14 protein-coding genes are annotated in these 17,087 nt (G+C 69.5%); 9 read left to right on the top strand and 5 right to left on the bottom strand.

Going from position 1 to position 17,087, the window contains the following annotated elements; translation table 11 throughout:
• Positions 1-72: 72 nt before the first annotated feature.
• On the bottom strand, positions 73-459 hold the full coding sequence (locus ACTJIL_RS09065) for an HU family DNA-binding protein (RefSeq protein WP_440755893.1): 387 nt from the start codon (positions 457-459) through the stop codon (positions 73-75).
• 356 nt (positions 460-815) lie between these two features.
• Positions 816-2,894, bottom strand: coding sequence for an elongation factor G (fusA, locus tag ACTJIL_RS09060; protein ID WP_440755188.1), 2,079 nt, complete (start codon positions 2,892-2,894; stop codon positions 816-818).
• 309 nt (positions 2,895-3,203) lie between these two features.
• Between fusA and ACTJIL_RS09055 the strand changes: the two genes are divergently transcribed.
• The 4 genes from ACTJIL_RS09055 (at position 3,204) to ACTJIL_RS09040 (ending at position 7,065) form a co-directional block, all read left to right on the top strand.
• Positions 3,204-3,638: an OsmC family protein gene (locus ACTJIL_RS09055; RefSeq protein ID WP_440755187.1), complete on the top strand. Its 435-nt coding sequence runs from the start codon at positions 3,204-3,206 to the stop codon at positions 3,636-3,638.
• A complete protein-coding gene (locus tag ACTJIL_RS09050) occupies positions 3,631-4,317 on the top strand; it encodes an alpha/beta fold hydrolase (RefSeq protein ID WP_440755186.1) in 687 nt (228 codons plus the stop codon). The genes ACTJIL_RS09055 and ACTJIL_RS09050 overlap by 8 nt, the downstream gene beginning before the upstream one ends.
• A gap of 105 nt (positions 4,318-4,422) precedes the next feature.
• Positions 4,423-5,169, top strand: coding sequence for a glycine zipper 2TM domain-containing protein (locus ACTJIL_RS09045; RefSeq protein ID WP_440755185.1), 747 nt, complete (start codon positions 4,423-4,425; stop codon positions 5,167-5,169).
• 213 nt (positions 5,170-5,382) lie between these two features.
• Positions 5,383-7,065 carry an amidohydrolase gene (locus tag ACTJIL_RS09040; RefSeq protein ID WP_440755184.1) on the top strand — a complete coding sequence of 561 codons (1,683 nt, stop codon included), beginning with the start codon at positions 5,383-5,385 and terminating at the stop codon, positions 7,063-7,065.
• Positions 7,066-7,176: 111 nt separating this feature from the next.
• Here ACTJIL_RS09040 and ACTJIL_RS09035 read toward each other — a convergent pair whose 3' ends face one another.
• A complete protein-coding gene (locus ACTJIL_RS09035) occupies positions 7,177-8,052 on the bottom strand; it encodes a PhzF family phenazine biosynthesis protein (protein WP_440755183.1) in 876 nt (291 codons plus the stop codon).
• 292 nt (positions 8,053-8,344) lie between these two features.
• Here ACTJIL_RS09035 and ACTJIL_RS09030 point away from each other — a divergent pair, with 292 nt between their 5' ends.
• From ACTJIL_RS09030 to ACTJIL_RS09010, 5 genes are all read left to right on the top strand, one after another.
• Positions 8,345-10,939 (top strand): bifunctional aspartate kinase/diaminopimelate decarboxylase, encoded by a 2,595-nt coding sequence (locus ACTJIL_RS09030; RefSeq protein ID WP_440755892.1) that lies wholly within the window; start codon positions 8,345-8,347, stop codon positions 10,937-10,939.
• Positions 10,936-11,442: a hypothetical protein gene (locus tag ACTJIL_RS09025; RefSeq protein WP_440755182.1), complete on the top strand. Its 507-nt coding sequence runs from the start codon at positions 10,936-10,938 to the stop codon at positions 11,440-11,442. The genes ACTJIL_RS09030 and ACTJIL_RS09025 overlap by 4 nt, the downstream gene beginning before the upstream one ends.
• Entirely contained in the window at positions 11,439-12,926 is a 1,488-nt protein-coding gene (gene murL / locus ACTJIL_RS09020) for a UDP-N-acetyl-alpha-D-muramoyl-L-alanyl-L-glutamate epimerase (RefSeq protein ID WP_440755181.1), read from the top strand. The genes ACTJIL_RS09025 and murL overlap by 4 nt, the downstream gene beginning before the upstream one ends.
• Positions 12,907-14,322, top strand: coding sequence for a UDP-N-acetylmuramoyl-L-alanine--D-glutamate ligase (gene murD / locus ACTJIL_RS09015; RefSeq protein WP_440755180.1), 1,416 nt, complete (start codon positions 12,907-12,909; stop codon positions 14,320-14,322). Before murL ends, murD begins: the two co-directional genes overlap by 20 nt.
• A 182-nt stretch (positions 14,323-14,504) precedes the next feature.
• Positions 14,505-15,311, top strand: a complete 807-nt coding sequence (locus tag ACTJIL_RS09010; RefSeq protein WP_440755179.1) for a dienelactone hydrolase family protein — start codon at positions 14,505-14,507, stop codon at positions 15,309-15,311.
• A 27-nt stretch (positions 15,312-15,338) separates the two neighbouring features.
• Here the strand turns inward: ACTJIL_RS09010 and ACTJIL_RS09005 are convergent, their stop codons facing one another.
• Positions 15,339-16,334: a polyprenyl synthetase family protein gene (locus tag ACTJIL_RS09005; protein WP_440755178.1), complete on the bottom strand. Its 996-nt coding sequence runs from the start codon at positions 16,332-16,334 to the stop codon at positions 15,339-15,341.
• A 68-nt stretch (positions 16,335-16,402) separates the two neighbouring features.
• A complete protein-coding gene (mntP, locus tag ACTJIL_RS09000) occupies positions 16,403-16,990 on the bottom strand; it encodes a manganese efflux pump MntP (RefSeq protein ID WP_440755177.1) in 588 nt (195 codons plus the stop codon).
• Positions 16,991-17,087: the final 97 nt, after the last annotated feature.

Here is a 17,087-nt window from a genome sequence, read left to right as displayed (position 1 = left end):
CCGAGGGAAAGGCATCCGGCCCGTTTTGCGGGTGGAGCGGCGTGCCGCCCCACCGTCACGCGCTCGCCTGGATCAGGCGGCGGCGTCCTTGAGCTTCTTCAGCGGGCGCACCTTGACCTTGACCGAGGCGGGCTTGGCGGCGAACCACTGCTCTTCCTTGGTGAAGGGGTTGATGCCCTTGCGCTTCGGCTTGGCGGGCACGCTCACGGCGGTGATCTTCAGCAGGCCGGGCAGGGTGAACGAACCGGCGCCCTTCTTGCTGACCGAGCCGTGCACGGCACCTTCGAGCGCGGACATCACGGCGCGCACGTCCTTGGCGGCAACGCCGGTGGCGTTGGCGATGTGGGCGACCAGGCCCGACTTGCTGAGGGCTTCCTTGATCGGCTTCGGCGCGGCCGGCTTTGCAGCGGCCTTCTTCGGTGCAGCCTTCTTGACTGCCTTTTTCGCTTTCTTCGCCATGTGTGTGTGTTTCCGTATTCGTTGGTTGATTGATGGGCCGAACCCGTCGGCAAGCGCAATGTAGGGCAAGAAATACGTGCCGCCAAGTACTTTGCGGCGATAAAGATGCTTTTTTTCAGGGCCGCGCGTGGAGCGGGCGGCACCAGGAGCGCTCCGATCCGGCACCGGTCGGGACGTGGAACGCCGTTTCAAACCGATGCCGGGCGCGACCCGGAAGCACCCGTGCCGGACGGCATGCATCCTTTCCAGGCAGCGATGAGCGCCGCGATGTTGATGAAGTGCGTGAGCTTCCAGCGAGGGCGCATGCAGCCTGCCCGCGGGCGTGGGCGCCATCGGAAGCGCGCCCTGGCGACCGCCTATTCGTCCTCGTGCTTCGGCTTCCAGGCCTCGACCAGTTTCTGCTGCACCTGCGCGGGCACCGGTTCGTAGTGGCTGAAATCGAGCGAATAGCGCCCGCGCCCGGCGGTGACCGACTTCAGTTCCGCGGCATAGCCTTCGAGCTCCGACAGCGGCACCTGCGCCTTGACCATGATCTCGCCACCGCGCACCGAGTCGGTGCCGTTGATGCGCGCCCGCTTGCCCGCCAGGCCGCCGCTGATGTCGCCCATGTGCTGCTCGGGCGCATTCACGTCGAGGTCGACGATCGGCTCGAGCACCTGCGGGCGCGCCTTGGCGATCGCATCGAGGAACGCCTTCTTGCCCGCGGCGACGAACGCGACCTCCTTGCTGTCGACCGGATGGTGCTTGCCGTCGTAGACGATCACGCGCACGTCCTGCATCGGATAGCCGGCGATGGCGCCGCCGCTCAGGACCTGGCGCACACCCTTCTCCACCGCGGGCAGGAACTGGCCGGGAATCGTGCCGCCCTTGACCTCGTCGACGAACTCGAACCCGCCGCCTCGCGGCAGCGGCTCGATGCGCAGGAACACCTCGCCGAACTGGCCGGCGCCGCCGGTCTGCTTCTTGTGGCGGTGGTGGCCCTCGGCCTTGCCCGACACGGTCTCGCGATAGGCGATGCGCGGCGGACGGGTGGTGACCTCGACGCCATGGCGGTCCTTCAGCCGGTCGAGGTGGATGCGCAGGTGCAGGTCGGACAGGCCCCGGATCACGGTCTCGTTGGTGTCCGCCAGGTGCTCGACCTGGAAGCAGGGATCCTCCTCGGCCAGCTTGTGCAGCGCGGTGGCCAGCTTCTGCTCCTGGCCTTTGCTGCCGGCCTCGATGGCGAGGCCGAACATCGGCCTGGGGAAGTCCAGCGGCGCCAGGTGGATGTGGTCGTCGGCGTGCGAGTCGTGCAGCACCGCATCGAAGTGCAGCTCGTCGACCTTGGCCACCGCGGCGATGTCGCCTGGGATCGCCTGCGCGATCTCGACATGGTCCTTGCCCTGCAGCCGGAACAGGTGCGCGACCTTGAACGGCTTCTTGCCGTCGTCGACGAACAGCTGCGAATCCTTGCGCACCGTGCCCTGGTAGACGCGGAACACACCGAGCTTGCCGACGAACGGGTCGTTGACGATGCGGAACACGTCCGCGATCACGTGCGCTTCCGGATCGGGCGTGGCTTCGACCGCCTGCGCATCGGGCCCGGCGCCCTTCACGAATGGCGGCGGGTTGGCCTCGCCCGGATGCGGGAACAGGCGCCCGGCGATGTCGAGCAGTGCCTCCACCCCGGCGCCGCTGCGCGCCGAAACGAAGCACACCGGCACCAGGTGGCCCTCGCGCAGGCACTGTTCGAATGCATCGTGCAGCTCGTCGCCCGCCAGGCCGCCCTCGCCGAGATCGAGGAAGTGGTCCATCACCGTCTCGTTGACCTCGACCACCTGGTCGATAATCTTCCGGTGCCAGTCGGCGACCGGGCCCAGATCGCTGCTTGCATCGGCCCCGCTGGCGGACGATGGCCCGAAGCAGTCGACCACCGCCTTGCCGCCGTCGGCCGGCAGGTTCAGCGGCAGCACTTCGGTACCGAACTCGTTGCGCAATTCCTCGAGCACGCGCGCGCAGTCGGCCGTGTCGTGGTCGATCTTGTTGACCACGACAACGCGGCACAGCCCACGCTCTTTTGCGCGGGCCATCATCCGGCGGGTGCCGTACTCGACGCCCTTGTCGGCATCGACCACGATCGCCACGGTCTCCACTGCCGCCAGCGCGGACAAGGTAGGGCCGCGGAAATCCGGGTAGCCGGGAGTGTCGACCAGGTTGACGTGGACCGGGCGGTTCGAAGCCGCCACGTGGTCGATGCTGGCGATGGCGGCGTCGATCGAGTGGCCGCGCTCCTTCTCCATCGGGTCGAAATCGGACACCGTGTTGCCCCGTTCGACCGTGCCTGCCGCCTGGATGGCGCCGCCGGCATGCAGCAGGGCTTCGAAGAGCGTGGTCTTGCCGGCGCCAGGATGGCCTGCGAGGGCCACGTTGCGGATGTCCGGAGTCGAGTACGGCATGAGCCAGTTCCTCCCGTCGTGCTGCTGGGAGAGTCCGGCCGCCTGGCCGGGCTCCCATGGAGGGATCCATTCGCGAAACCGGCAATGAAGGCCGGATGGCCGCGAACGATCCGCGTACGACGTCATGGCTGTCCGCTGGGGAAGCGCGTCGACCGAGCGGTGCGCTCGGCGGGCGGTCATGGCGGGACGGGGACGATAGCGCGGCGGCGAACGCAGCGTCCCGTTGCAGCGCAGCAAAGCGAACGCGCGCGTAACGCCGTCGTGGCTAACCTGCCGTTCCCACCCCGCGACAACATCGGAGACATCCCCATGGCCACCACCCGCCACGCCACCGCCCACTGGTCCGGCGACCTCAAGACCGGAGGCGGCACGATCAGCACGCCGCAGAGCGGGCTGATGGCGGAGACCGCGTACGGTTTCAACACCCGATTCGGCGACAAGAAAGGAACCAACCCCGAGGAGCTCATCGCCGCCGCGCACGCATCGTGCTTCACCATGGCGCTGTCGAACGCGCTGGCGCAGGCCGGGCACGCGCCCGACGCGGTGGACACGCGCGCCGAGGTCGACCTGTCGATGGACGGCGGGCCCACCATCAGCGCGATCCGGCTGGAAACGAAGGCCAAGGTGCCGGGCATCGACGACGCGAAGTTCCGCGCCATCGCCGACGATGCCAAGCAGAACTGCCCGGTCTCGAAGGCGCTGTCGGCGGTGCCGATCACGCTGAAGGCGGAGCTGCTTGGCTGAGGGTTTCGCGTCCGCGCTGTTCGTCCACGGCGCGGGTGCGGGCGGCTGGGAATGGAATGCCTGGCGCGGCGTGTTCGGCGCTGCCGGGGTGCGGGTCGTGGCGCCCGACCTGGCACCGTCGGCCGCGGGGCTGGAACACACTGCCCTCGAGGACTACCTGCAACAGGTGCGCGACGCATTGCGCGGCCTGCCGCGTCCGCGCGCGCTGGTGGGCGCCAGCCTCGGCGGCCTGCTGGCCGCGATGGCCGCCGGCGATGCCGATGCGCTGGTGCTGGTCAACCCGCTGCCGCCGGTGCCGTGGCATGCGCAATTGCCGGAGCGCGAATGGCCGGACATCGTGCCCTGGCGGCGCGATGCGCGGCTTGAATCGACCCGCCGCGCCGTGCCCGACGCCGACGACGCCAGCGCGTTGTTCGCGTTCCGCCACTGGCGCGACGAAAGCGGCGCGGTGATGCGCGCGGCCTATGCCGGCGTGGACATCGAGCGCCCCCCGTGCCGCGTGCTGTGCATCGCCTCGCAGCTCGACGAGGACGTGCCGCCGGCGCTGACCGCCGCGCTCGCGCTCGCCTGGAACGCCGATCTGCTGCGCGTCGACGCCCTCAGCCACGCCGGGCCGCTGCTCGGGCGCGACGCGGCCAAGGTCGCCGCGCAGGCACTGGCGTGGCTGTCGGCGCGCTAAACGGGAACGACGGGGCGGGCCGCGGGCGGATTCGATTCAGGCGTGCGTTACCGGATCGGCGCTAGCGTGTCTCCCGCGCCCGATCCGGGTGCCTGGGAGCCTGTCATGCATCGAATCGCCGCCTCACTGCTGGTCCTCGGACTGGCGGCCACCGCCGGCAGCGCCTTCGCGCAGTCCGGTTATCCGGCGGATGCCTATCCGCCAGTCCGCGATGACGCTTACGCAGGTTCCACCGGCGTGCAGTACGACCAGGCACGCGTGGTCCGCGTCGATCCGGTGATCGTGTCCGGCTACGGGAACGAGGGCTACGGGTCGCAGGCGCAGCGCTGCCGTTCGCAGCGCAACGATGGCTATGTCGGCTACGACGGCTATCGCGATCCCTATGCTGACCGCGACTATCGCAACGATGGTTATCGTGACGATCGCTACCGCGATGACGGCTATCGAAACGATGGCTATCGAAACGATGGTTATCGAAACGATGGTTATCGCAGCGGTGGCAGCGAAACCGGGCGCAACGTTGCCACGGTGGTCGGCGGCGTGGTCGGGGCGGTGCTCGGCAGCAAGGTCGGTGGCGGCTCGGCACGCTATGCGACCGCCGCTGTGGGGTCGATGGTCGGCGGCATGGCTGGCCGGAAGGTCTACGAGAACAGCCAACGCCCGGAACGCGATCGCGTGGTCACCGTCTGCGACCCGGTGCCGGCGAACGGCGACGGTTACACGGTCGACGACGGCCGCGTCGGTGCCTACGACGTGACCTACGAGTACGCCGGGCGCACCTACACCACCCGTACCAACCACCACCCCGGCGACACGATCCGCGTGCGCGTCGACGTGCAGGCAGCGGAATAGGGTTCGAATGTGCTGGGGCAGGCGCGTGGGAACAGGCGCCCAGCCCTTCGTTTGTGGAATTCCAGACGACAGGTTTTCGTGCCTGGACGAACGGGAGCGGAAGCTCGGGGCTGAAGTCGCCCCCACGGGATCCGGACGTGCATGCGCTACCGCGCCGTTGCCGCATCCGGCGTGGGGCGGCATAGTGGGGCGATTCCACACGGAGTCGCCCGCATGCGCCGCATCACCTGGATCGCCACGCTGTGCTGCCTTGCCGCCACCGCGCAGGCGGCCGATGTCCACCTGCTGACCGCGGCACGCATCCACACTTCCGATCCCGCACAGCCGCAGGTCGAAGCGATGGTTTGGGACGCATCCGGGCGCGTGCTCGCCGTGGGCGATGCCAAGGCGCTGCTGGCGCGCTATCCGGACGCCGAGCGCGTCGATGCCGGCGACGCGACCGTCGTACCCGGCCTGATCGATGCCCACGGGCACGTGATGGGGCTGGGCTATGCATTGATGCAGGCCGACCTCACCGGCGCGCGTGACAAGGCCGACGTGATCGCGCGGCTCAAGGCCTACGAAAAGACGCTGCCGGAAGGCGCCTGGCTGCTCGGCGGAGGCTGGGACCAGAACGACTGGCCGGAAAAGGCATTCCCCACCGCGGCCGACCTGGACGCGGCCTTCCCCGACCGCCCGGTCTGGCTCGATCGCGTGGACGGACACGCAGGCTGGGCCAACAGCGCCGCGATGAAGGCGGTGGAGAAGGCGATGTCCGGCCGCACCCTGGCCGGCGACTGGCAGCCCGATGGCGGCCGCATCCTGCGCGACGGTGACAAGGCCACCGGCGTGTTCGTCGACGGCGCGATGGGCCTCGTCAGCGAGGTGTTGCCCGCGCCGGACGAGGCGTACCGCACCCAAGCGCTGGAGCGCGCGCTGGCCGCCGCCGCGCGCGACGGCCTGACCGGCGTGCACGACATGGGCGTGTCGAGCACGGACCTGGCGCTGTACAAGCGCTTCGCCGATGCCGGCAAGCTGAGCCTGCGCATCGACGCCTACGCCAACGGCGACGGCCAGGCGCTGGCCGACCTGTGCGAACACGGCGCCTATCGCCACCCGGGCGGGCGACTGGAGATGCGCGGCGTGAAGCTGTTCATCGACGGCGCGCTCGGCAGCCGCGGCGCCGCGCTGCTGACCGACTACAGCGACGAGCCCGGCAACCGCGGGTTGCTGGTGACCGATCCGGCCACCTACGAGGGCAGCGTGCGCAAGGCCAAGGGCTGCGGCGTGCAGGTTGCGACGCACGCCATTGGCGATCGCGGCAATCGAATCGTGCTCGACACCTACGAGCGCGTGCTGGGCGACGATGCGAAGAGTGACCACCGCTGGCGCGTCGAACACGCACAGATCGTGTCGCCCGAGGACATCCCGCGTTTCGCGCCGCTGGGCGTGATCGCCTCGATGCAGCCGACCCATGCCACGTCCGACATGCCGTGGGCCGAGGAGCGCCTGGGCAAGGAGCGCCTGTTCGGCGCCTACGCCTGGCAGCGTTTCCTGCACAGCGGCGCGCACCTGGCGCTGGGTTCGGATTTCCCGGTGGAATCGCCTGATCCGCGCCTGGGCCTGTATGCGGCGGTGACGCGCCAGGATCGCGACGGCCAGCCGCCGGGCGGCTGGTTGCCCGACCAGCGCCTGAGCGCGGCCGAGGCGCTGCGTGGGTTCACGGCCGATGCCGCGTATGCCGGTTTCGACGAAAAACAAGTCGGCAAGCTGGCGCCGGGGCTGCGCGCGGATTTCGTGATCCTCGCCGAGGATCCGTTGGAGGTACCGGCGTCGCAGCTCGACGATCTGGAGATCGAATCGACCTGGGTCGACGGCAAGCCGGTGTACGAGGCAGGCAAGCCCGCGAAGCAGTAGCCACAGCTCTCGCCGGTGCTCGTGTAGGGGGCGGCTTCAGCCGCGAGCTTTTGATTTTCGGAAGATCCCGAAGAGCTCGCGGCTGAAGCCGCTCCTACAAAAGCGTTTCGATCACCAATCGATCTGGCCGCGCACCACGGTCTGCACGCGTCCGCCAGACCACACCTCGCCATCCCCATCCACGAACAGCTCGATGATCGCGTCGTGGCCGACTTCGCGGCCCTGGCTGATGCGGTAGTGGCCGTCGGGGCTGGGCAGGGCATCCTGCGAGGCCAGCCATGCGGCGAGCGTCGCGTTCGCCGCGCCCGAGGCGGCGTCCTCGAACTGCCCCGGCGCGCCGACGAAGGCGCGCACCGCGAGGTAGTAGACCGGGTCGTCGCTGCGTGCGAACACGCACAGGCCCATGCTGTCGGTGGCCTGCGCGAGCTTGCCGATCGCATCCCAGTCGGGTTGCGCCGAACGCAGCGTCGCCTCGTCGCGCAGTTCCGCCAGCCACCAGCGGCGGCCGCCGTCCATCAGGGCTGGCGGCAGCGCGCCCAGCGGCAGCGATGCCAGGGCGTCGCGCAGGCGCGGGTCGGCGGCGTCGGCGATCTCCATCACCCGTGCCTTCGGCGTGCGCACCGCGATGGTCTGCGCGTGCCCGGTGCCTTCCACCCGCAGCGGCAGGTTGCCGGCGATGCCTTCCTGCACCAGCAGGCCGTCGCGCGGCGTCGCCAGCCCGGCGTCCAGCACTGCGTGCGCGGTGCCGACGCTGGGGTGGCCGGCGAACGGCACCTCGCGGCGCGGGCTGAAGATGCGCAGCCGGTAGTCGGCGTCCGGCGTGGTCGCGGGAAAGACGAAGGTGGTCTCGGGCAAGCGCGTCCAGCGCGCGATGGCCTGCATGGCGTCGTCGTCGAGGCCCTGCGCGTCGAGCACCACCGCGAGGGGATTGCCGGCGCCGGGGCGGTCGGCGAAGACGTCGAGCTGGAGGTAGGGACGGGTGGGCATGAAGGGTCCTGGGGGAGGAGGGAGGGCGCATATCGACAAGACGTGCCTTTGTCGTTTCCACGCGCACGCGTGGCGTCGACGCTTTACAACCCGGAAGTGTAGGCGGCATCGCCGGCTTGCGGAGAAGCGCAATCGGGTTCCGCCGCGAGCTCTTCGCAAGAGTCTGGCGGCGAATCAAAAGCTCGCGGCTGAAGCCGCTCCCACATGGGCATCCTCCATGGCGGTGGGCGTCGGCGACCGCAGGCCCTAGAATTGCGCGTTCATGCCCGACTTCCGGGCGATCGCGCCCGCCATGTCTTCCATGCCCACTTCCCATCCCTGGATCGTGCTCAAGTTCGGCGGCACCTCGGTGTCGCGCCGCCACCGCTGGGACACCATCGGCCGGCTGGCGAAACAGCGTGCCGACGACAACGACGCGCGCGTGCTGGTAGTGGTGTCCGCGCTGTCGGGCGTCACCAACGAGCTGCAGGCGATCGCCGAAGGCGCGCAGGACCGCGATGCCCGGATCGCCGCGCTGGTCGAACGCCACGAAACCTTCGCGCGGGAACTCGGCCTCGATCCGGATGCCGTGATCGGCGAGCACTTGGCCACGCTGCGCGCGCTGGGTGCCGATCCCCGCGCCGCGCAACACCCGCTGGACTGGCAGGCCGACGTGCTGGGGCAGGGCGAACTGCTGTCCTCCGCGCTCGGCGCCGCCTACCTGCACGCACAGGGCCTCGACTTCGGCTGGTGCGACGCGCGCGACTGGCTCGATGCGGTCGCGCTGCCGAACCAGAACGCCTGGTCGACGCGGCTGTCGGTGTCGTGCCGGCGCGAACCCGCGGACGGCTTCCATGAGCGTTTCCGCGCGCAGCCGGCGCGGATGCTGCTCACGCAAGGCTTCATCGCCCGCCATGCCGACGGCGGCACCGCGATCCTCGGGCGCGGCGGTTCCGACACCTCGGCGGCGTACTTCGGTGCACTGCTCGGCGCGCAGCGGGTCGAGATCTGGACCGACGTGCCCGGCCTGTTCAGCGCCAACCCGCGGGTGGTGCCGGACGCGCGTCTGCTGACCCGGCTGGACTACGCCGAGGCGCAGGAAATCGCCACCACCGGCGCCAAGGTGCTGCACCCGCGTTCGATCAAGCCCTGCCGCGACGCTGGCGTGGCGATGGCGATCCTCGACACCGAGCATCCGGAACGGCCGGGGACCCGCATCGACGGCAATGGTGTGACCGTGCCGGGCGTCAAGGTCGTGAGCCGCCGCAACGGCATCGTGCTGGTGTCGATGGAAAGCGTCGGCATGTGGCAGCAGGTCGGCTTCCTGGCCGAGATCTTCGAGCTGTTCCGGCGCCACGGCCTGTCGGTCGACCTGATCGGCTCGTCGGAAACCAACGTCACCGTGTCGCTCGACCCGAGCGAGAACCTGGTCACCACCGACGTGCTGGCCGAACTGTCCGCGGACCTGGCCAAGGTCTGCCGGGTCAAGGTGATCGCGCCGTGCGCGGCGATCACCCTGGTCGGGCGCGGCATGCGCTCGCTGCTGCACAAGCTGTCCGATGTGTGGGCCACGTTCGGCCAGGAGCGCGTGCACCTGATCTCGCAGTCGTCCAACGACCTCAACTTGACCTTCGTGATCGACGAGGCCGATGCCGACGGCCTGCTGCCGGTGCTGCACGCGGAGCTGATCGAAAGCGAGGCGATGCCGGTGCGCGACGCCAGCGTGTTCGGCCCGAGCTGGCACGAGATCGAGCACGGCCGCCCGCAGCGCGCCGCGCCGTGGTGGCAGGGCGAGCGCGAACGGCTGCTCGAACGCGCCGCCGAAGGCACGCCGGTGTACGTCTACCACCTGCCAACGCTGCGCGAACGCGCGCGATCGCTGCTCGATGTCGAGGCGATCGACCGCCGCTACTTCGCGATCAAGGCCAATCCGCACCCGGCACTGCTGCGCGCGCTGGTGGCCGAGGGCTTCGGCCTGGAATGCGTGTCGCTGGGCGAACTGGAGCACGTGTTCGCGACCCTGCCGGACCTCGACCCGGCGCGGGTGCTGTTTACTCCCAGCTTCGCCCCGCGCGCCGAGTACGAGGCCGCGTTCGCGCTTGGCGTGACGGTGACGCTGGACAACGTCGAGGCGCTGCACAACTGGCCGGAGACCTTCCGCGGCCGCGCCCTGTGGCTGCGCATCGACCTGGGCCGCGGCGACGGCCATCACGCAAAAGTGGTCACTGGCGGCGCGGCGTCGAAGTTTGGTCTGCCGCTGGCGGCTTTCGACGCCTTCGTGGCCGAGGCGCAGAAGCTCGACGTGCGCATCGCTGGCATCCATGCGCACCTGGGCAGCGGCATCGTGACCCCGGCGCACTGGCGCGAGGTCTACGCGGAGCTGGCCGGTTTCGCCGACAGCGTCGGCACGGTCGACACCATCGACATCGGCGGCGGCCTGCCGATCCCGTACAAGCCCGACGCGCATCCGTTCGACATCGCGGCCTGGGCGGCCGGGCTCGCCGAGATCAAGGCGGCATACCCGCGCTACGCGCTGGCGGTGGAGCCGGGGCGCTACCTGGTCGCCGAATGTGGCGTATTGCTGGCGCACGTGACCCAGGTGGTGGAGAAGCAGGGGATTCGTCGCGTCGGCCTCGATGCCGGCATGAACGCGCTGATGCGCCCGGCGCTGTACGAGGCCTACCACGGCATCCACAACCTCTCCCGGCTCGACGAGGGTGGGGATATCGCGTTCGACGTCGTCGGGCCGATCTGCGAATCGGGCGACGTGCTCGGCGCGCAGCGCATGTTGCCGGCGGCCACGCGCGAGGGCGACGCGGTGCTGGTGGCCGACGCCGGCGCCTACGGTTTCGTCATGGCCAACCGCTACAACCTGCGCGCGCTGCCGCGCGAGGACGTGCTCGAATGACGCTGCGCAAGCGCCTGGCTTGGACCAGCGCGGCCGTCGCGGCGGCGCTGGCGCTGTTCGCCTACATCGCCATCGGCACGCTCAGCGGCGCCGGGTTGGCGTCCTGGCACCAGAATGCCCGCGCGTCGCTGAGCGTGGCGCCGGCGGCCGGCATGGCGGCTGGGCTGGCGTCTTGGTGGATCACGGCGTGGTGGCAGAACGTGGATCGCGACGCGCGCAAGTGGACGGCGTTCGGCCTGGCGCTGCGCACGGTGGTGCTGGCGTTCCTGATGTTCGCGCCGCTGGCGACGCTGTGGATGGGAGTGATGGAAAGCGCCAGCCACCTGCTTTCCGGCGCGTCCGGCCACCTCGGCGAGGCGCTGGCCTGGGTACCGGCGATCGCGGTGTACGCGGTGCTGTTCGGGCTGCTGCTGGGCGCGATGCCGGCGCTGTGCATCGAGTATTTCCTGTGCCGCCGCTTCCTGCGGCAGGCGCGTGGCCTGGATTCGGAGGGGGCGCGATGACGCCGTTCGACAGGGAGGCAGTGCGCAGTTTCCGCTTCGTGCGCTGTGGATTCGACGCCGGCACCGGCGTTGCGGAACTGGTGTATGCCTTCGACGACGGCCCGGAGCTGGTCGAGACGATCACCGTGCCCGGCGCCCCCTTCGCGCTCGATGACGCGCGTGCGCAAGCCGCGGAACGTGCGCTGCAGCTGCTGCACCTGATCGCCGGCGTGAGCTACTACAAGGCGGCGGTGCCGCAGGACATCCGGATCGATTCGTATGCGATCGACGCCGATACGGCGGCGCTGCTCGAGGAGGTCTACCTCAACGGGCTGGGCGAGTTCGCCTATCGCAACGGGCTGGACCTGCACGGCAAGATCAGGTTCCCCACTTCGAAGCCCTCACCTTCAAGGGGAGGGTTGGGTGGGGATGGGGTTGTTGCCCTTCCAGTTGAAACCCATCCCCACCCCGGCCCTCCCCTTGAAGGGGAGGGAGACAAGCCGGAGGGGGCAAAGCTGGCGCTGCGCCACCACGCCCTCGTCGCGATCGGCGGCGGCAAGGATTCGTTGGTCTCAATCGAAGCCCTGCGCGCGGCGGGCGTCGAACAGACCGTCACCTGGATCGGAGGGTCGCAGCTGATCCGCGCGTGCGCGGAGCGCACCGGGCTGCCGACGCTCAACATCGGCCGCCAGCTCGCACCCGAATTGTTCGAGTACAACCGCCAGGGCGCGTGGAACGGCCACATCCCGGTGACTGCGATCAACTCGGCGATCATGGTGTTCGCCGCGGTGCTGCTGGGCGCCAACCAGGTCGTGTTTTCCAACGAGCGTTCGGCCAGCTACGGCAGCCTGATCGTGTCCGATGACGGCAGGGACGCCCGCGAGGTGAACCACCAGTGGTCGAAGGGCTGGGCGTTCGAGCGCGATTTCGGCGCGTACGTGCAGCGCGAGATCGCAGCCGACCCTGGATCGGGTCCGGGGCAGGCGCTGCATTACTACTCGTTGCTGCGCCCGCTCAGCGAGCTGGCGGTGGCGCGGCAGTTCGCAAGGATCGATCGCTACGACGCCCATTTTTCCAGCTGCAACCGCAACTTCCACCTGCTGGGCGAACGCCCGGTCGGCCGCTGGTGCGGTGTCTGCCCCAAGTGTCACTTCGTGTTCCTGGCGCTGGCGCCGTTCATGCCCAAGCCGCGGCTGATGGGCATCTTCGGCCGCAACCTGCTCGACGACCCGGAGCAGGTCCCCGGCTTCGATGCGCTGCTCGAATACCAGGACCACAAGCCGTTCGAATGCGTCGGCGAGGGCCGCGAGTCGCGCGCCGCGATGGCGACGCTGGCGCAGCGCCCGGAGTGGCGCGAGGACGCGGTCGTGAAGCGCTTTGCGCGCGAGATCCTGCCGCAGCTGGACGCTTCGGAACTCGATATCGGATCGTTGCTGGTGATCGACGAGGAGCATCGGATCCCGGCGCAGCTCTGGGAACGGTTGCGTGCGCATTTCGCAGCTTGAAGGCCGGCGCGTCGCGCTCTGGGGCTGGGGCCGCGAGGGGCGTGCGGCGTATCGCGCGCTGCGCGCGCGGGATTCGGGATCCGGGATCCGGGATTCGAAAGCGGGTGGCGCACTGCCCCTGACCCTGTTCTGCGGCGAAGATGAGGTAGAGCAGGCGAACGCACTTGGTGATCCGGCGCTGCAAGTGGAAACCGAGGCCACCGCCGAACGCTTGGCGGCCTTCGACGTGGTGATCAAGTCGCCGGGCATCAGCCCGTACCGGCCCGAGGCCATGGCGGCGCGCGAACGCGGCACGGCCTTCATCGGCGGCACCTCGCTGTGGTTCGCCGAGCGGCCCGACGCGCGCACGGTGTGCGTCACCGGCACCAAGGGCAAGAGCACCACCACGGCGCTGCTGGCCCATCTGCTGCGCGCAGGCGGCCACCGCACCGCGCTGTGCGGCAACATCGGCCTGCCGCTGCTGGAACTGCTCGACGGCGAAGCGGAGCTTTGGGCGATCGAGCTGTCGAGCTACCAGACGCGGGACGTTGCAGCCAGCGGCGTGCGCCCCGAAATCGCCGTGGTCACCAATGTGTTCCCGGAACACCTGGACTGGCACGGCAGCGAGCAGCGCTACGTCGAGGACAAGCTGGCGTTGCTCACCGACGCCAGGCCGCGCATCGCCGTGCTCAATGCCGATGATCCACGGCTGGCGGCGCTTCCGCTGCCGGACAGCGACGTGCGCTGGTTCGGCCGCGCCGATGGTTGGCACATGCGCGGCGACGCGCTGCATCGCGGCGACGATTTCGTCCTCGACACCCGCGACGTCCCGGTGCCGGGCCGCCACAACCGCGGCAACCTGTGCGCGGTGCTCACCGCGATCGATGCGCTCGGCTTCGACGGCGCGGCGCTGGCATCGCATGCGGTCTCGTTCCGGCCGCTGCCGCATCGCCTGCAGACGCTTGGCGTGCGGGATGGCATCACCTACGTCAACGACTCGATCAGCACCACCCCGCACGCCAGCCTGGCGGCGCTCGACGTGTTCCGCGACCGCCGTGTCGCGCTGCTTGCCGGCGGACACGACCGCGGCCTGGACTGGTCCGGATTCGCCGAGGCGATGAAGCTCCGCGCGCCAGTGGCGATCGTGACGATGGGGCAGAACGGCCGGCGGATCCACGACCTGCTTGCACCGGTCGCCCGCGCGGGCGGCTTTGTGCTGGCCGATGCGACGGACATGGCCGATGCGATCGGCAGGGCGCGCGCGGTGTTGGGCGACGAGGGCGTGATCCTGCTTTCGCCCGGCGCGCCGAGTTTCGGTCCTTATCGCGACTACACCGAGCGCGGGCGGCATTTCGCCGAACTTGCGGGGTTCGACCCGAAGGCGATCAGCGGCATTCCGGGACTCGGAATCGCCTGAGCCGAGATGGGCGGATTCCATGTGGGAACGGCTTCAGCCGCGAGTTCCTGACTGGCGCGTTCGAATCGGGGCAATAGCTCGCGGCTGACGCGGCTCCCGTGGGGCGACGACTCCCGCCAATTCACCGCGGTTGAATGCTGCCGGCGTACGCTTGCCGGCATCGCCACCCACCGGAGAGAGCCATGGAACCGTTCCGCCGCCGCACCCTGCGCCGCGCTGCCCTGCTGCTGGCGCTGTTGCCGCTGTCCGCATCGGTCTTCGCCGCGATGCAGGCCAAACCCGTGGAATGGAAAGTCGGCGACCAGGCCTTCAGCGGCGTGCTGGTGTACGACGACGAATCGTCGGACAAGCGTCCTGGCCTGGTGATGGTGCCGGACTGGATGGGCGTGACGGACGATGCGGTCGCGCAGGCCAGGGACGTGGCCGGCGACGACTACGTGATCCTCGTCGCCGACATGTATGGCAAGGGCGTACGGCCGAAGAACGCCGATGAGGCCCAGGCGCAGGTGAAGACGCTCTACGCAGACGTGCCGGCAATGCGCGCACGCACGGCGAAAGCGGTGGAGGTGTTGAAGGCGCAAGCGGGCAAGGCGCCGCTCGATGCGGCCAGGGTCGGCGCGTTCGGTTACTGCTTCGGCGGTTCGTCTGTACTGGAATTGGCGCGCAGCGGTGCGCAGCTGGCCGGCATCGTCACCTTCCACGGCGGCCTGGGCACGACGACACCCGCGAAGCCAGAGGCGGTGAAGACACCGCTGCTGGTGCTCAACGGCGCCGATGACCGCGGCACGGCGCCGGACATCGACGGTTTCGAGAAGGAAATGGACGCGGGCGGCGCCGACTGGACGTTCGTCAACTTCAGCGGCGCGGTGCACTGCTTCGCACTGAAGACCGCGAACAGCCCGCCGGGCTGCGTCTACAACCCGCGCGCGGCGAAACGCGCGTACCGGATGATGGAAGACTTCTTCGACGAGCTCTTCGGCGAGGATTGAAGGGCGACCCCGACAATCGGGGTGTGCTCAGTGATCGCGCTCGGTCGCGTAGCGCGCCAGCCCGCGCAGCGCGGCCACCGCTTCGTTGTCTTCCAGCCCGTCGAGCGCGCGTTCGGCGGCTTCGGCGTATTCCGCGGCGCGCGCACGGCTGTAGTCCAGGCTGCCCTGCGCGCGGATCGCGGCAACGGCCTCGGGCAGCGCGTCGATGTCGCCTTGCTCGATGATCGCGCGCAGCCGATCACGGGTGGCGGTGTCCGAGTGCGCCATCGCGTGGATCAGCGGCAGTGTCGCCTTGCCCTCAGCGAGGTCGTCGCCCAGGTGCTTGCCGAGCGCGGCCTCGTCGGCGCTGTAGTCGAGCACGTCGTCGGCGATCTGGAAGGCGTGGCCCAGCGCCAGCCCGTAATCGTGCATCCGCTGCCGGGTGGCCGCGTCCGCGCCGGCGAGCAGCGCGCCGAGCTGCGTGGCGGCGGCGAACAGCACCGCGGTCTTGCGCTCGATCACGCGCAGGTAGGCCGCTTCGTCCACGTCCGGGTTGCGCACGTGCAGCAGCTGCAGCACCTCGCCCTCGGCGATGCGGTTGGTGGTGTCAGCGAGGATCCGCTGCACGTCCATCGAATCGAGTTCGACCATCAGCTGGAAGCTGCGCGAGTACAGGAAGTCGCCGACCAGCACACTGGCCGCGTTGCCCCACACCGCGTTGGCGGTCTGGCGGCCGCGGCGCAGGTCGGATTCGTCGACCACGTCGTCGTGGAGCAGGGTGGAGGTGTGGATGAACTCGACCACGGCGGCGAGTTGATGCGCATCGGCGCCCTGGTGGCCGAGCGCGCGCGCAGCCAACAGCAGCAGCATCGGGCGCAGGCGCTTGCCGCCGGCGGCGACGATGTGCTCGGCGACCTGGTTGATCAGCACCACATCCGAGGCCAGGCGGCGGCGGATCAGCGCGTCGACAGACGCCATGTCGGCGGCCGTGAAGTCCTGGATGGCGGGCAGGGTGGGGATTTGCAGGCTTGCGGAGGCAGACATGCCGGGTCCGGCGGGGGAAAGGCGCGATTATAGGGAGCAATGGCTGTATGCAGATGTCGCCGGCACGCTCACAGGCCCGGGATGCCGGCTGCGCCGCCGAGGTGCTCGTACAGGATCGCCAGCCCGATCAGGATCAGCAGCACGCCGCCGCCGATTTCCGCCCGCTTGCCGGCCAGCCCGCCTAGCCTGTGGCCGACCATGATGCCCAGGGTGACCATCACCAGCGTGGTCAGGCCGATCACGATCGCGACGACCGCGATTTCCGCATCCAGGAACGCCAGGCCCACGCCGACCGCCATCGCATCGATGCTGGTGGCGAAACCGGTGGTGGCCAGAGCCCAGAAGCCATAGCGGCGCGGTGCGTCGTCGTCGTCGTCGTTCTGCGGCTGCAACCCGGCGTGGATCATGTGCGCGCCGAGCGCGGCCAGCAGCGTGAACGCGATCCAGTGGTCCCAGGCGGTGATGTAGCGCGAAGCCGCGCTGCCCAGCGCCCAGCCGATGACCGGGGTCAGGCCTTCGATGGTGCCGAAGATCAGCCCTGCGCGCAGCGCTTCGGGCAGGCGCGGGTTGCGCATCGTCGCGCCCTTGCCAACCGCGGCAGCAAACGCGTCCGTCGACATGGCGATGCCGATCAGGAAAATCGAAAGGAGGGACATGCAGACCGGTTCGGGATCGGGCTTGGCGACGACGGCACGCCGGCGCGCCCAACCTTCGTTGCGCCGGAGGCCGATGGTCTCGCCAACCTGGACTGGT

The organism is Luteimonas sp. 22616 (assembly GCF_052044325.1).
Taxonomy (GTDB): domain Bacteria; phylum Pseudomonadota; class Gammaproteobacteria; order Xanthomonadales; family Xanthomonadaceae; genus Luteimonas.
The sequence above is the reverse complement of the archived record's forward strand: the minus strand, read 5'-3'. Positions and strand labels throughout refer to the sequence as shown.

Excerpts from the sequence above, each read along its gene's own strand:
- ACTJIL_RS09045 (WP_440755185.1), top strand. The coding sequence starts at position 4,423 with ATGCATCGAATCGCCGCCTCACTGCTGGTCCTCGGACTGGCGGCCACC.
- ACTJIL_RS09010 (WP_440755179.1), top strand. The coding sequence starts at position 14,505 with ATGGAACCGTTCCGCCGCCGCACCCTGCGCCGCGCTGCCCTGCTGCTG.
- ACTJIL_RS09040 (WP_440755184.1), top strand. The coding sequence starts at position 5,383 with ATGCGCCGCATCACCTGGATCGCCACGCTGTGCTGCCTTGCCGCCACC.
- fusA (WP_440755188.1), bottom strand. The coding sequence starts at position 2,894 with ATGCCGTACTCGACTCCGGACATCCGCAACGTGGCCCTCGCAGGCCAT.
- ACTJIL_RS09025 (WP_440755182.1), top strand. The coding sequence starts at position 10,936 with ATGACGCTGCGCAAGCGCCTGGCTTGGACCAGCGCGGCCGTCGCGGCG.
- ACTJIL_RS09065 (WP_440755893.1), bottom strand. The coding sequence starts at position 459 with ATGGCGAAGAAAGCGAAAAAGGCAGTCAAGAAGGCTGCACCGAAGAAG.
- ACTJIL_RS09035 (WP_440755183.1), bottom strand. The coding sequence starts at position 8,052 with ATGCCCACCCGTCCCTACCTCCAGCTCGACGTCTTCGCCGACCGCCCC.
- ACTJIL_RS09030 (WP_440755892.1), top strand. The coding sequence starts at position 8,345 with ATGTCTTCCATGCCCACTTCCCATCCCTGGATCGTGCTCAAGTTCGGC.
- ACTJIL_RS09005 (WP_440755178.1), bottom strand. The coding sequence starts at position 16,334 with ATGTCTGCCTCCGCAAGCCTGCAAATCCCCACCCTGCCCGCCATCCAG.
- mntP (WP_440755177.1), bottom strand. The coding sequence starts at position 16,990 with ATGTCCCTCCTTTCGATTTTCCTGATCGGCATCGCCATGTCGACGGAC.
- murL (WP_440755181.1), top strand. The coding sequence starts at position 11,439 with ATGACGCCGTTCGACAGGGAGGCAGTGCGCAGTTTCCGCTTCGTGCGC.
- ACTJIL_RS09055 (WP_440755187.1), top strand. The coding sequence starts at position 3,204 with ATGGCCACCACCCGCCACGCCACCGCCCACTGGTCCGGCGACCTCAAG.